Genomic DNA, 14,426 nt, shown 5'->3' on the forward strand with positions numbered 1-14,426 from the left:
CCACCATACTTACGAGAAACGCTTTAAGCTAAAATCAATTCTTTTACTGTATCAGCATCCAATTGTTTAATCGTTTCTACAATTAACTTCACCGCATTTTCAAAGTCATCACGATGTAAAATTGCTGCATGTGAGTGAATATAACGTGTTGCAATCGTTATCGATAATGATGGAACCCCGTTTGCCGTCAAATGAATGGCACCTGAATCTGTTCCACCTGCCGCAATCGAGGCATATTGATACGGAATATCGTGCTCATCAGCAGTATTCACTACGAAGTCACGTACACCTTTATGCGAAATCATTGATGCATCATATAGAATAATTTGAGGACCATCCCCTAATTTGCTGTCCGCATCCTTATCAGAAATACCAGGCGTGTCACCAGCGATACCTACATCTACCCCAAAACCAACATCTGGTTCAATGGCATGTGCAGAAGTACGCGCACCACGTAGTCCAACCTCTTCCTGGATCGTTCCCACACCATACACAATGTTTGGATGATTAACACCTTTAAGCTGTTTTAACACTTCAATCGCAATCGCAATACCAATTCTGTTATCCCAGGCTTTTGCCAATAACATTTTTTCATTTTTTAATGGTGTAAATTCAAAATAGGGAACAATAGAATGACCTGGTTTGATTCCAAATTCTTTCGCTTCATCCTTACTTGACGCACCGATATCAATAAACATTTCTTTAATATCAACCGGTTTCTTACGCGCCTCTGCTGAGAGGACATGTGGTGGCTTTGAGCCTATAACACCAGTCACATCTCCATTATCACCCATAATGGTCACACGCTGTGCTAACATTACTTGATTCCACCAGCCACCGACTGTTTGAAAATAAACAAATCCTTTATCGTCTATTCGAGTTACCATAAACCCTATTTCATCCAAGTGTCCAGCAACCATAATCTTCGGGCCATTTTCATCACCTGTTTTTTTAGCAATCAAACTGCCTAGATTATCTGTAAAAATTTCATCAGCATATGGTTTGATATAACGTTTCATCACATCTCTTGCTTCTTTTTCGTTTCCTGGAATACCTCTTGCATCTGTTAAATCTTTAAGCATTGTAAGCGTTTCATCCATTTTTGTCATATGTAATTTACTCCTTCCATTAGTATCCGTAACAAGTATAACTGCTTTAATCAAAATAATAAAATATTTAGGCTAATTAACTTAATAGCCTTGATTTTGTCGATCATAATTTACTTCATTTTTCTTCAAATATGCGCTTTGTATATCGGCCTCTGTGAATCCAAGCAATGCTCCTAGCTGCAAATATGCTTCAAATAAGTTTATATAAGTTGCTTGCGTTGGTTTTTGTTTAAACGTTACACAAGCTTCAAATACACGGTTAAATTGTTCGGTTTCAGAATGAGTGATTTCCTTCAATTGCCTGCTATCATAACGAAATCCTTTGTCTATCCCTAATGACAGAATAAAGTGGACCCCGTCAACGTATTCCTCTAATATTACACTTTTTTCATTTCGTGGTTTGTTACTCCAAAATTTAAATGTTCTTGTCTCATTTGCTAATTCACCGAGCTCTACCAATAATGCAAGATATTTTTCTTGGAAAACGTCCTTCTCCAATAAATCATGTTTTGTTTCAATATACTTGTCCAATTGCGCTTGCATCGAAAACAATGCTTTCCAGTCCAATTAAATTCCTCCATTTCATTTTTAGCAAACCACAAGTGCTTTCTAAGAATCTCTTTAACGAATGCCACGGTTTCTAATGATTGTACCACGATTTATCTGGGAATAGTGAAACTAATTACCGGATTAAATCGTATAATAGTATAACAAACTACATGGAGGGTTGGATATGGTTATTATCCTGTTTAGAATCTTAATTGTTATAGCACTAGCTCTCCTCGTCTATACATTGATTCAATATCTCCGAAATCCACAAAGACAATTACGTATGGCTAAAGAATCAAACGACTTCTTCTTTTTGGACGAACCAAATAATGCCAAGAAGAATTTTCAATTCGTCTACAAAGGTTGTTTTTTTGAAGGGGTTAAATACCTTGGTACTACAGAAGATTCATTTGAAGTGGTCGACATTCATGTTACCGTAGATGATCCGTTAGAATTACGGGGACTAACACGAGAAGATTTATATTTTTTAGAGAAAGAAATACTCATCCGCTATCACCATGCCAAAATAGAATGGAAACATCCAATCAATCAATTACTGCTTACAGGTATGGAATAAAAAAATCACTCGTCATTATTTAAATTGACGAGTGTTTGCTTTTTATACCAACTTGAAAAAATTCCTGCCAGTTAATTATAATTTCTTTTCTTCTCAAGATATAAATAAATGGGAGTAATGCCGTTAGAAATACGAAGATGTGAAATGGGGTTAAATTAGATATCCAGCCTCCTATTGACGTGTATACAAAGGCTAAGGGAATATTGGATAATAAAGATGATTTCGTGTAATCCTTAAAATTTGCGGAGATCTCAATTAAGCATAAGGATAAAAGATGAAAATGGATAAACGGTACAAGACGAAGTAGCGTGATTTGTGATGTCGTTAATTCAGAATTCTGACCTATCATTTTCTTTTTAACACGTACCAGTTTATTAAATGATTTCGGCATCCACGTTATAATGAAATAGAAAATAATACTAGATAACGTAATACCAATAATGGAATACAGCGTTCCTGCCACAGCTCCAAACAAAATACCACCGGAAATACATATAAAAACAACAGGAAGAAAAAACAATGGCCGTAATAAATGAAAACTAATGAACAGGATTGGGGCGAATAATCCACCAGTTTCAATGAAAGCCATTAAATAATTTCCAAAAAGCTCCATCATCTACCTCCCCTTCCAGAGCCGAACATGAAGCTCTACTAGTACATGTATATGACAATAGACGAGCCTTTATGACATGAAAAAGAATAGGTATGCAATTCCTGTACAATGGATAATGATCAACATTGGTACTCCAACTACAAACGAACGATGTTTCGTTTTATGGCGAAACATTTTCATTCCCATATAGGATCCAAATGATCCACCAAGAATAGATAATATCCAAAAGGTTCGCTCAGGAATACGAAACTGCTGTTTTTTTGCCTTCTGCTTATCCATTCCCATTAAGAAAAAGGTTATGGCACTTACACCTAGAATATAAATCACGATAGTATTCGCCTCGTTCATCTTGCTATCCCCTTTATTAGAAAATCAGCTTATCTCCAAGCCTTCAGGCAACTCACCATATTCAGCTAGTTAAGTAGCAGGAAAATCTTTCTGCTTTCTGCTAAAAAACGACCAAATCCAACTTAGAAAGGATTTGGTCGTTCAAATTAAATTTATTTAATCGCGTCTTTAGCTTTCGTTGCTAATTGAGCAAATGCTTGTTCGTCATTAATAGCAAGATCTGATAACATTTTACGGTTAATGTCGATACCTGCTACTTTCAACCCGTGCATTAACTTGCTATATGAAAGATCATTCAAACGAGCTGCAGCATTAATACGCGTAATCCATAATTTACGGAAATCACGTTTTTTCTGTCTGCGGTCACGATATGCATACATACCTGATTTCATTACTTGTTGTTTTGCTGTTTTAAATAACGCATGCTTTGAACCATAATATCCTTTGGCTAATTTAAGAACGCGTTTACGACGTTGACGTGTTACTGTTCCACCTTTTACACGTGGCATAATAGTTCCCTCCTAAAATACATATAGAAATCGTTAATTATATAATACCGAGCTTACCTTATTTATAAGGTAGCATTGTTTTGATACGTCTGTAGTCCCCTGCTGAAACTACTGTACTCTTGCGAAGCTTACGTTTCTGTTTTTGAGATTTATTTGCAAACATATGACTTGTGAATGCGTGTGAACGTTTAAGTTTACCAGTGCCGGTTTTTCTGAAACGTTTTTGAGAACCTTTATGAGATTTCATTTTAGGCATAGTGAGTTCCTCCTTGTAATTGTAACTAATTATTTTTCTTTTAACGGAGCGACCATCATAAACATATTACGGCCTTCCATTTTTGGTTTGGATTCAATCGTTGCTACATCCTTAACTTGTTCAGCAAAACGATCCAAAACCTCTCGACCCAAATCCTTGTGTGTAATAGCACGTCCACGGAATCGAACTGCTGCTTTTACTTTATCGCCATTATCAAGAAATTTTCTAGCATTCTTTAATTTCGTATCAAAATCATGTTGGCCAATACCTGGAGTGAATCGAACTTCTTTGACATTGATAACTTTTTGCTTCTTCCGTGCTTCTTTCTCTTTCTTTTGCTGTTCAAAACGATATTTACCAAAGTCCATGATGCGACAAACTGGTGGTTTTGCATTTGGAGCAACCAATACTAAATCCAGATTCCTCGTTTGAGCAATGTCCAATGCTTCGTTACGTGATTTCACTCCAAGCTGATCACCATTTGAGTCGATAAGACGTACTTCTCTAGCACGAATCTTTTCGTTTACATTCATATCTTTGCTAATATCCAGCCACCTCCAAAATTTTATACTTGCTGATCGACCTAGTATTGACAAGCAATTTTAATAAATAAAAAAAGTGTCGGTACATCATGCACCCACACGTCTCCATTTGTCTTTTAAAAAAAGTTGGAACCAGTCAACTACATAAAGTATGCGTTGATCAGGTGAGAAGCGGGTGCCTCTACTTGTCTTTAGATCATTTAATTTTGCAACTTATTAAGAATAGCATCTTTACACTCTATTGTCAAGAATCATTTTAAACGAACTATGAGTTTCTCTCGTCTTTTCGTCTAGCGCGCTCAGCGTATATTGAAACTGCCAAGAATACGCGGGCATATCCTTGGCAGTTTCATTGCACGTCTTGGGACTGGCGCGTTAATCCTCGCTCGCCTCACCGATAACATTTGGACTTCAATTAATTCCCTCACTAAAAACATTTTGCATCGTAAGTGCGGGCTTTAACTTTTGCCACAAAGCTTGGCGATATGCCTCATTTTCTAATTACGTTCGTATTTCTTTTTCATCAATTTCTTTATTTATCAATTTCACGAAATCCTCAAAACCTAGAGTTTCAGATTGTTTTTCTCCATACCTTCTTACATTCACTGCATTTTCTTCAATTTCATTATCGCCTAGAACCAATGCAAAAGGTACTTTTTGCGTCTGTGCTTCCCTAATTTTATAGCCAATCTTTTCATTTCGTTCGTCCACGGAGACACGCACACCTTGACGTCTTAATTTATCCTCTACCTTTTTCGCATAATCCAAATGTACATCTGGTGATACCGGTATAATTTTCGCTTGGACTGGTGCTAGCCATGTTGGAAATGCACCCTTATATTCCTCGATAAGAAATGCTACAAAACGCTCCATTGTTCCTACCACACCACGATGAATAACGACTGGACGATGGTCTTTGCCATCCTCTCCAACATAGGTTAATTCAAAGCGTTCTGGTAAATGGAAATCTAATTGGACAGTAGATAATGTTTCGTCTTTCCCTAAGGCTGTTTTCACCTGAACATCAAGCTTTGGACCATAAAACGCTGCCTCTCCTACAGCTACGACATATTCAACTCCCATGTCCTCTAACGTTTCTTTTAACATTGCTTGTGCCTTATCCCACATTTCATCATTGTCAACATATTTTTCCTTGTCCGCTGGATCGCGATAAGAAAGACGGAAATAGTAATCTTCAATACTAAAATCTTCGTATACTTTTTGTATCAGTTCTACCACACGAATAAATTCCTCTTTTAATTGATCAGGTCGAGCGAAAATATGAGCATCATTTAATGTCATGGCACGTACCCGCTGTAACCCAGCTAAAGCACCAGACTTTTCGTGTCGATGCATCGTACCAAGTTCTGCTATCCGAACCGGTAGATTACGATAACTGTACATCTCGTTTTTATAAACCATCATGTGATGCGGACAATTCATCGGACGTAGTACTAAATCTTCATTATCCATTTCAAGTGTTGGAAACATATCATCTTTATAATGATCCCAATGTCCGCTTTGTTTATATAAATCAACGCTTCCTAATACGGGTGTGTAAACATGGTCATATCCTAAGCGTTCTTCCAAATCTACGATATAGCGTTCAATATTACGACGAATGGTTGCACCTTTAGGCAGCCATAACGGGAGACCTTGTCCCACATCTTGTGAGACCGTAAATAAGCCCAGCTCTTTGCCTAATTTACGATGGTCACGTTCTTTTCTTTCTTCCAGGATCTGTAAATGTTCATCAACCTGATTTTGTTTTTCAAAAGCTGTACCATAAATACGCTGCAATTGCTGATTATCACTATCTCCTCGCCAGTATGCCCCGGATATAGTCAGTAATTTAAAAGCCTTTATTTTGTTTGTTGCAGGGACGTGTACCCCCCTACATAAATCAAAAAAATCACCTTGTTGATAGATACTTACTTGCTCATCTTCTGGAATAGAATCAATCAATTCACGTTTAAGATGGTCGTCGTTAAACATTTCTTTTGCCTTTTGACGTGATACCACCAACCGTTCTATTTCCAAACTTTCATCAACAATCCGCTTCATTTCCTTTTCTATCTTTGGAAGGTCTTCTGGTTTAATTACATGATCCATTTCCACATCGTAATAGAAGCCTTCCTCGATTACTGGACCAACGCCAAATTTGACATCTTTATAAATCCGTTTTATCGCCTGGGCCATTAAATGTGCTGTAGAGTGACGCATAATGTCAATTCCTTCTTGATTTTTATACGTTATGATTTCAATCTTTCCGCCACTAGATAATTCTCGCCTAAGATCAACTAACACACCATCCAACTTAATAGCGATAGCTTGTTTTTTTAAACCAGGAGAAATCGCACCTGCAATTTCTTCACCAGTTGTCCCTGATGCAAACTGTTTCTGCGTTTCATCTGGAAATACAATTGAAATTTCTGCTGCCATTATAAAACACTCCCTTGATATTAGAAAACTTGGCATTCAATAAGCCTTCAGTGAATGCTAAAGCAATAAAAATAAGACGCTCGTCCCTTTGCATATTCGCAAAGGGACGAACGTCTGACACGTCGTGGTTCCACCCTAATTTCCATCGTAAAAATTCATGGCTCATTAAATCTTTAACGCAGAATTTACGCCACTATTTCTTTAAATAGCAGGGTTCCAAGGTGGTAATTACTTGTTTGATAGGGGAAGCTTCCAGCCATAGACTTCCTTCTCTTATCTATACAAAACCCAAATAATCGTATCCTTATCTTTACCTTTTTTCATTAATTAGTATAATTATATAATCTGTATTATAGCCTTTCATTATAATAAAATCAAGCTTAATTATTTTGGTTCATTACTTTATGTGCAAAAGGGAATTTTCGATAGGGTTCAAAATCTACTTTTTCCTGAAAAACATTAATCACAGTCAATGTTTTCGATTCAGATGGATGATCCCCATATATTTTTATTTTTTGTGGTGCCATAGCAATTAATGGTGACAAATTTAGTTCATTCGCATCTAGCCCAACAATATAAAGGGGTTCTTTTTGCATGAACGTTCGTAATTCCATTTTTGAAAAACGCTTCCCATTTTGTTTATAAAAGGAAAAAGTGTTTCCTTGCAATACGTGAATTACATTATAGCTTGGTTCTTTTTTTGCAATATATTCACGAAGCGTATTCACAAATGCCTGGTGATCTTCCTCTCGTTTAAATTCATCAATTGCTAATCCTACATAATGGATTAACTGGTCTGTAAATACTTTCAATCGAAATTTAACAATTGAATCATAGTGAACCGTTGATTCATCTTTGATATTTGCTATAAATAATGATTTAAGTAACATTCTTGGATCCTTTGTATTTCTTACTTGCTTGCTGTCTGCATCAGCTCCTTCAAAAATCCATTCTGCTAATCCCATAATCCGTTCAATTTCATCGATATTTGAATAATAATAATATTTTCCGATGATACTTTTAATCGTACTTCTTAAGCGATGTGAAACAAATACATCAGCCATCGATTTTGCAATTGTTTCGGTAAGTTCATTGCTGCGTAATTTAGATTCAAGTCGTAAATGATTCCCCCAATCTTCATTGGTTTTCCAATGCAGTTCAATTTGCTTGTTATAACTAAATAACTGCTCACAAAAACTAATTACTTCCTTGTCTGATTCGAAATATACTTCCTGCAATACATATCACCCTCACCCAACACCAAACTGTTACATTATATGGACATAAGGTCGAAAACATGTATAAACCATCAAAACTAGTAAGAATATTTGGTTAAATAAAATAGCTAGTACCAAGAATTGCTTCTTTGTACTAGCTATTATACTCATTTTATTAATCTCGACGGTTATATCCGTCTATTTCAACTGCTTTACTGACCTGTTTAATCCGTTCAACTATCCTTCCAGCTTTCACCGTTTCAACACCAGTACGCGTTGATGCCAAATGCCCTTCCAGTTGCTCTAGGCTATAGTTCGATGTAAAGAAAACAGGTAATCTTTCCATCATTCGGTATTGCAGAATGGATCCCAGTATTTCATCACGAAACCAAGCAGATTGCATTTCCGCACCAATATCATCTAACATTAATACATCTGCTTTCTTAAAAAATTCTATTTTCTCGTTAATAGAGTCATCTTTCATGGAGGCTTTAATCTCGCGGACAAGCTCTGGCATGTAGATCATCATAGTCGATATATTTACTTTTTTTAATTCATTCGCTAATGCACCTAAAAAGTATGTTTTACCTATCCCGAACCTTCCATAGAAATATATTCCCTTTTGGGGGATCCCATCTTTTACTTCCCTTATAAAGTTGAATAATTCCATAATAGCTATATTTCTTTCTCCATCTTCATCTATACCTTCAAAGGTTGCTTCCAAAATCTCTTTAGGCATATACAAGCTTTGAATTAAGTTTTGCTGTTGCATTTGTTTTTCATGGGCTATACGGGTATGGCACTTTTCATAGGACAAATGAATTTCATTGTTATCAACATGCAAGATCGGCGAATACCCTTGTATCATATTTTTACATCCACCAAATGAGGCACAATTGTCACATTGTTTAGACTGTGTCTTGTACTCATGCAATTTAATCAGATTTTTCTCGATTTCTTTTTGACTTATTTGTGGATGAAATGATAAGAATTCCTTAATTTCTGGATCATTTAGTACCTCATGTTTTATTTTCATATAATTATCTTTGAAATTTTCATTTTCCTGCATCCACTTTTTCAACGTGGACTGTACTGGCTTCATATTATCATCCTTGGATGTGATTATTTTTATTACTACTTGAATACTGATTTAACATATCAGCAATTTCTTTTTTTTCTTTTGCTAAATCGATCGATGGCTGTTTTTTAGCTTCCTTTTTCTTTGTATTATTTCTTTCCTTAAACCAATCTGGAACTATTTCATTTGACACCGGTTTTCGGTAATTTGATCTAGGCTTTGTAGCTTTCTGATGACTTTCCTGTTCCTTTTTTGCAAAAGCCATAGCTTCTTTCGCTGATTTTAAATTTGCCCGTGACCAATGACTTGCAATTTTTTCCAAATAGGCTTTGGACAACTTCATATTTGATTGCAATAACACATAATGTATTAACACATTCATAACCGGAGAAGGCAATCCTTGGGATGTCATGACCCCTCGAATTACTTTCATATCCTGTTCTGATGCATGGTTACCACTGGATAGGTCTTCCAGTAATTGTTTTGGCGTAATTAGTTCCAACTCATGAATAAGCTGTTCTTCTTTCGTCTCTGGCTTATAATCCGTTGGCTGCTGTTCTGGTGTTGTTTCAGCTTTATTCTTTAATTGAATCGGTACTTCATTGTGCTTGGCTTTAAACAAATCATGACAAGCAGTTTTAAATTCATCTAAATCTAACTTGTTCTCTGCTGTCAAAGCCCATAAAACTGCCTTTTCAATTTCATATGCTGCAAGATCATATAACTGCATCATTTGTGATATTACTTTTTTATTTTGTGCTGTTAACACTTTATTAACAGGAATTATCCGTTGCTTTAGCATGAGTTCCATCCAGGAAAAATCGATTTTATCTTCGCGTATTTCTGGAGCCTCTTCATCCGCTGGTTGTGACTCAACAGCCTCAAAGGATGGCTTAAAAGTTTGGAAAACGTCATTAAAAGATGCCGTTATATTTGTTCCCATTTGTTGATTTGGTACTATGACATAGTGATCTTTCAATCCTTTGAAGCTACGTTCACCGATGTGGTGGTAAAGAAGCTGGGCAAGCATCGCATCCTTGAAAAATTCAGTTGGAGCAAATGGGCTTTGTAACTCATAGGTGTACATATTGGTTGTCTCTTCATTATTTTTAAAGGTTTTTAATAACCCAATACCTTCAAGTTTTAATCTTGCTTGATATATTTCATCCAACGGTAAATTTAAATAATTCATTAAAGTATGGTGCGTTTGAGGCACAGTTTCACGCTGTAATTCTATTTCATGCAAAAGTGTCTGATATAACGTCACCGCCTGCATACCGATAAGCGGCTGATACAGATGGGTTAAGGATTTTGCATAGTCAACAGGCAGATACTCTTTTACAATTACATAGTATCCTTCGATAGGCAAAATTTTACCAATATATTGCATCATTCTATACGCTCCCTCTTTCTTGCACTTTAGGATTTATTTTTATCTGCATTGATTAAATCCTTTAATTCATCGAGAAAGACACTAATATCCTTAAATTGACGATATACAGAGGCAAAACGAACGTATGCTACCTCGTCAACTTTGGAAAGTCTGTCCATTACCATTTCTCCAATTTCTTTACTGTCTATTTCCGAAACACCTGTATTACGTAATTCTTTTTCCACATTGAAAGTGATTTCCTCTATATTATCGAGCGGCACTGGACGTTTCTCACAAGCTTTAATTAGACCCCTAATTAGTTTTTCCTTGCTAAACTCCTGTCTTGCTCCATCTTTTTTAACTACGATCAAAGGGGCTTCTTCAAGCCGTTCAAATGTTGTAAAACGAAAGTCACATTGCTCACATTCTCGGCGTCGGCGTATGGATTGCCCCTCTTCATTTGGGCGTGAATCAAGAACCTTCGTGTTTTTATAGTGACAATTGGAACATCTCATTTCGTTCACCTCCGTTGTATCAATATCTATCCGTTTTCTTTTAGAGTGATTAGCTGTAACTCTTGATTCACCTTGTTATATAATTGTTGAATCACCTTTGTACTGTAGCCAAAATCAAAAGGAAAAATAGATTCCGTCGTAACTGAAAAGTCAATCGCCGTGTGGTAAGGTCTAACCATAATTACCGTAGCAACGATAAATACTTTTTTTCCCTTTTTAACAAACACACTTATTTCACCATGTTCTTTTGAAGTTGCGTTTATTTCATACACTTGGGAATGCGTAAAGTAATTCTCAAGCATATTTATCCCTTTTTCTTTTGTTGTCTTATAGTAATGTGTTTGGAGTGATGCATCCTCATGATTTTCTCTCGTCTCTGCATGGTTGGTAAAATATTTATTAATTTTCGTTTTGAATGACATCCCTACACCCCGATGTATCTGATTTAGTATATATTCCTCTATTTTAACATGTTTCTCTTAATTCCTCTATCATTAAAAAAACAAAGCATCTATATGAATACCGAATAAATACGGTAAGTAATAGATGCTTTAAATAAAATTATGAAATTTTGACTTTTTGGTGAATGTAACTTCCAATATACGTTGATAAGTCCACGATACGTTTCGAATAACCCCATTCATTATCATACCAAGCTAAAACTTTTACTTTATTATCTTCCATAACAATTGTCGATAAGCCATCGACAATCGCTGAATAATCGGTTGTTGTATAATCAATAGATACTAGCGGGGCATCACTGTATTGAACAATACCTTTTAACTCATTTTCAGATGCCTGTTTAAATGCCTGATTAATGGAGTCAACCGTTACATAATCTTCTACATCGACTACTAAATCTATTAACGAAACATTTGTGGTTGGTACTCTTAATGCCGCTCCGTGTAATTTTCCATCCAAATGTGGCATTACCTCACCAATTGCTTTTGCCGCACCTGTAGATGTTGGAATAATAGATTGCGTGCATCCGCGAGCACGACGTAGATCCTTGTGTGGATTATCTAAATTATTTTGGTCATTTGTAATAGCATGGACTGTCGTCATCATACCACTTGTTACTTTAAAATTATCATCCAAAACTTTCATTACTGGTGCTAAACAATTCGTTGTACAGGAGGCATTAGAAATCACGTCATCTTTTTCTGGGTGATACGTTTCCTCGTTAACACCTACAACAATTGTGTTGTCAACCTGTTTACCTGGTGCTGTAATAATGACTTTTTTGGCACCTGCCTGGATGTGTAAGCCAGCAGTTTCTTTTGTTTTAAATTTGCCTGTCGCTTCAATTACGATATCGATATCTAGCTGTTTCCACGGAAGCTTTTCCGGTTCACGCGAATTTACGATCATAACCTTTTTATCATTGATTGCCAGTTCGTTATCAAACGCTTTCACTTCTTTGGTAAAAATTCCATGCACACTATCATATTTAATTAAATGGGCAAGGGTTTCTGGAGGATGGCTTGCATTAATCGCAACAACCTCTAAATTATCATCCGTAATTGCCTGACGAAATACCATTCGCCCAATACGACCAAATCCATTAATAGCAACGCGGGTTTTATTCATCTGTAATCCTCCTGTATGTGTTATACTTAATTTATTATTTTATATTATTAGTATAACACATTGGCATCAAAATGTGTCATCAATTTTAATATTTTCTTTCTTATATAACTTGGCTTATTAGTAAGCTTATGGAGAAAAACCTTAGTGACACTTATGCTGTAGGAAAGTTTCATTCCTATTTCCCAAAAATAATAGGCCAAACGAATAACTCTCGTATGGCCTACTTTCTATTTCTTTTACTTCTATCCTAAACTGTTTCCCATTCTTTTAATAATTCCTCCAGCTGTTTATAAGATTCCTGTTTAGTACCGTTATTATCGATAAATGCATCTGCTTTTTTCGCTTTTTCTTTAATGGGTATTTGGGATTGAATGCGCTGGTTTGCTTCTTCCTCTGTATAACCATCTCGTTTCATCAAGCGATTTAATTGCACTTCTTCATCAACATAAACAACTAAGGTTTTATCAACAAAATGAGGTAATTGACTTTCGAATAATAAAGGGATATCTAAAACAACACATGCAGCTCCTGATTTCACATATGCATCTCTTTGCTCAAGCATTTCTTCTCTAACTGCTGGATGCACAATACGGTTAAGTTGTTTGCGTTTTTTTTCATCAGCAAATATGATTGAACCTAGCTTTTCACGATCCAATGTTTTATCATCTTGCAAGATCTCGTGGCCAAACGCCTCAACAATTTTGTCATATGCTTTTTCCCCAGGCCGAACAACATCTCTTGAGATTTTATCTGCATCAACTACTGGTATATTAAAATCATCGAACATGGAGGAAACAGTACTTTTTCCAGTTGCAATACTACCTGTTAATCCGATTATTAGCGTCATTATCTCCCCTCCTTAAAAGATGGTTCCATTAATTTTTTTGGCAGGTATTGCACACATGTGTACCACGACCGCCAACCTTCATTTTGATAATCATACTTCCACATTTTTTACATGCTTGATTCTCTTGTCCATAAACAAACAATTCTTGCTGGAACATCCCCATATCCCCTTGTACATCTACATAGGAACGAATAGTAGTACCGCCCTTTTCTACCGCTTCAGCCAGTGTTTCTATCGTCTGATCCTGAATTGCTTTGATCTCTTTTGGCGTTAATTTACTTGATTGGTTTAATGGATGGATATTTGATTTATATAATGTTTCATCAACATAAATGTTACCTAACCCAGCTACAATCGATTGATCCAACAACGCCGATTTAATTACACGATCCGTTTTCTTAAGTCTTTCCGAAAAATAATCAAAGGTGAATGCTTGATCAAACGGGTCTGGACCAAGCTTATTTAATGGTTTGTTACGCATTTCGTCCCCTTTTTTATGGAGGTGCATGGTACCGAATTTACGCACATCATTGTAACGAAGCTCCTCATCATCCGTGAATGTAAACGTAACATGTGTATGTTTTTTCAACGGGTCAGCTACGTTATGAACACTATACTTTCCTTCCATGCGAAGGTGCGAAACAAGTACGTAATCATCTAATTGAAACAATAAGAACTTTCCTTTTCGGGTTATATCCTGAATGGTTTGTCCTGCTAGTAACATCTTAAAATGCTCCGCGTCATCTGGTTCCTTTATGATATTGGGCCAATATACCGCCACTTCTTTAACTGTTTTATTTCTAATTAATTGGTTTAATGTTTCTTTTATTGTTTCTACCTCTGGTAATTCTGGCATGTAAAT

17 protein-coding genes and 1 other annotated feature are annotated in these 14,426 nt (G+C 36.1%); of the genes, 1 reads left to right on the forward strand and 16 read right to left on the reverse strand.

Annotation, left to right across the window (positions count from 1 at the left end):
* Positions 1-23: 23 nt before the first annotated feature.
* Both OLD84_RS11845 and OLD84_RS11850 read right to left on the reverse strand, forming a co-directional pair.
* Positions 24-1,109, reverse strand: coding sequence for a M42 family metallopeptidase (locus tag OLD84_RS11845; protein ID WP_209462069.1), 1,086 nt, complete (start codon positions 1,107-1,109; stop codon positions 24-26).
* Between the two features lie 81 nt (positions 1,110-1,190).
* On the reverse strand, positions 1,191-1,676 hold the full coding sequence (locus OLD84_RS11850; RefSeq protein ID WP_209462070.1) for a dUTP diphosphatase: 486 nt from the start codon (positions 1,674-1,676) through the stop codon (positions 1,191-1,193).
* A 166-nt stretch (positions 1,677-1,842) separates the two neighbouring features.
* On the opposite strand from OLD84_RS11850, the gene OLD84_RS11855 reads away from it, so the two are divergent.
* The gene (locus tag OLD84_RS11855; RefSeq protein ID WP_209462071.1) at positions 1,843-2,235 is read left to right on the forward strand and encodes a sigma-w pathway protein ysdB; all 393 of its coding nucleotides are present in this window, start codon (positions 1,843-1,845) and stop codon (positions 2,233-2,235) included.
* Between the two features lie 19 nt (positions 2,236-2,254).
* Here OLD84_RS11855 and OLD84_RS11860 read toward each other — a convergent pair whose 3' ends face one another.
* The 14 genes from OLD84_RS11860 to mutM form a co-directional block, all read right to left on the reverse strand.
* Positions 2,255-2,848, reverse strand: coding sequence for a TVP38/TMEM64 family protein (locus OLD84_RS11860; RefSeq protein ID WP_209462161.1), 594 nt, complete (start codon positions 2,846-2,848; stop codon positions 2,255-2,257).
* 69 nt (positions 2,849-2,917) lie between these two features.
* Entirely contained in the window at positions 2,918-3,196 is a 279-nt protein-coding gene (locus OLD84_RS11865) for a DUF1294 domain-containing protein (RefSeq protein ID WP_209462072.1), read from the reverse strand.
* Positions 3,197-3,348: 152 nt separating this feature from the next.
* The gene (rplT, locus tag OLD84_RS11870; protein ID WP_209462073.1) at positions 3,349-3,705 is read right to left on the reverse strand and encodes a 50S ribosomal protein L20; all 357 of its coding nucleotides are present in this window, start codon (positions 3,703-3,705) and stop codon (positions 3,349-3,351) included.
* A gap of 58 nt (positions 3,706-3,763) precedes the next feature.
* Positions 3,764-3,961, reverse strand: coding sequence for a 50S ribosomal protein L35 (gene rpmI, locus OLD84_RS11875; protein WP_209462074.1), 198 nt, complete (start codon positions 3,959-3,961; stop codon positions 3,764-3,766).
* 29 nt (positions 3,962-3,990) lie between these two features.
* Positions 3,991-4,494 (reverse strand): translation initiation factor IF-3, encoded by a 504-nt coding sequence (gene infC, locus OLD84_RS11880; RefSeq protein WP_209462075.1) that lies wholly within the window; start codon positions 4,492-4,494, stop codon positions 3,991-3,993.
* A gap of 73 nt (positions 4,495-4,567) precedes the next feature.
* Positions 4,568-4,696, reverse strand: a sequence feature (ribosomal protein L20 leader region).
* Positions 4,697-5,004: 308 nt separating this feature from the next.
* Positions 5,005-6,945, reverse strand: a complete 1,941-nt coding sequence (gene thrS, locus OLD84_RS11885) for a threonine--tRNA ligase (protein ID WP_209462076.1) — start codon at positions 6,943-6,945, stop codon at positions 5,005-5,007.
* A gap of 380 nt (positions 6,946-7,325) precedes the next feature.
* Positions 7,326-8,183, reverse strand: coding sequence for a putative sporulation protein YtxC (gene ytxC / locus OLD84_RS11890; protein ID WP_209462077.1), 858 nt, complete (start codon positions 8,181-8,183; stop codon positions 7,326-7,328).
* Between the two features lie 154 nt (positions 8,184-8,337).
* A complete protein-coding gene (gene dnaI / locus OLD84_RS11895; protein ID WP_209462078.1) occupies positions 8,338-9,264 on the reverse strand; it encodes a primosomal protein DnaI in 927 nt (308 codons plus the stop codon).
* A gap of 4 nt (positions 9,265-9,268) precedes the next feature.
* Complete coding sequence (locus OLD84_RS11900) at positions 9,269-10,633, reverse strand: replication initiation and membrane attachment family protein (RefSeq protein WP_280953274.1); 1,365 nt, start codon at positions 10,631-10,633, stop codon at positions 9,269-9,271.
* 26 nt (positions 10,634-10,659) lie between these two features.
* Positions 10,660-11,127, reverse strand: coding sequence for a transcriptional regulator NrdR (gene nrdR / locus OLD84_RS11905; RefSeq protein ID WP_209462079.1), 468 nt, complete (start codon positions 11,125-11,127; stop codon positions 10,660-10,662).
* Between the two features lie 26 nt (positions 11,128-11,153).
* A complete protein-coding gene (locus OLD84_RS11910) occupies positions 11,154-11,549 on the reverse strand; it encodes a cytosolic protein (RefSeq protein WP_209462080.1) in 396 nt (131 codons plus the stop codon).
* A 139-nt stretch (positions 11,550-11,688) separates the two neighbouring features.
* The gene (locus OLD84_RS11915; protein ID WP_209462081.1) at positions 11,689-12,717 is read right to left on the reverse strand and encodes a glyceraldehyde-3-phosphate dehydrogenase; all 1,029 of its coding nucleotides are present in this window, start codon (positions 12,715-12,717) and stop codon (positions 11,689-11,691) included.
* Positions 12,718-12,964: 247 nt separating this feature from the next.
* On the reverse strand, positions 12,965-13,564 hold the full coding sequence (gene coaE, locus OLD84_RS11920) for a dephospho-CoA kinase (protein WP_209462082.1): 600 nt from the start codon (positions 13,562-13,564) through the stop codon (positions 12,965-12,967).
* 28 nt (positions 13,565-13,592) lie between these two features.
* A complete protein-coding gene (gene mutM, locus OLD84_RS11925; protein ID WP_209462083.1) occupies positions 13,593-14,420 on the reverse strand; it encodes a DNA-formamidopyrimidine glycosylase in 828 nt (275 codons plus the stop codon).
* Positions 14,421-14,426 lie beyond the last annotated feature (6 nt).

It is taken from the genome of Virgibacillus natechei, assembly GCF_026013645.1.
GTDB classification, from domain to species: Bacteria; Bacillota; Bacilli; order Bacillales; family Amphibacillaceae; genus Virgibacillus_L; species Virgibacillus_L natechei.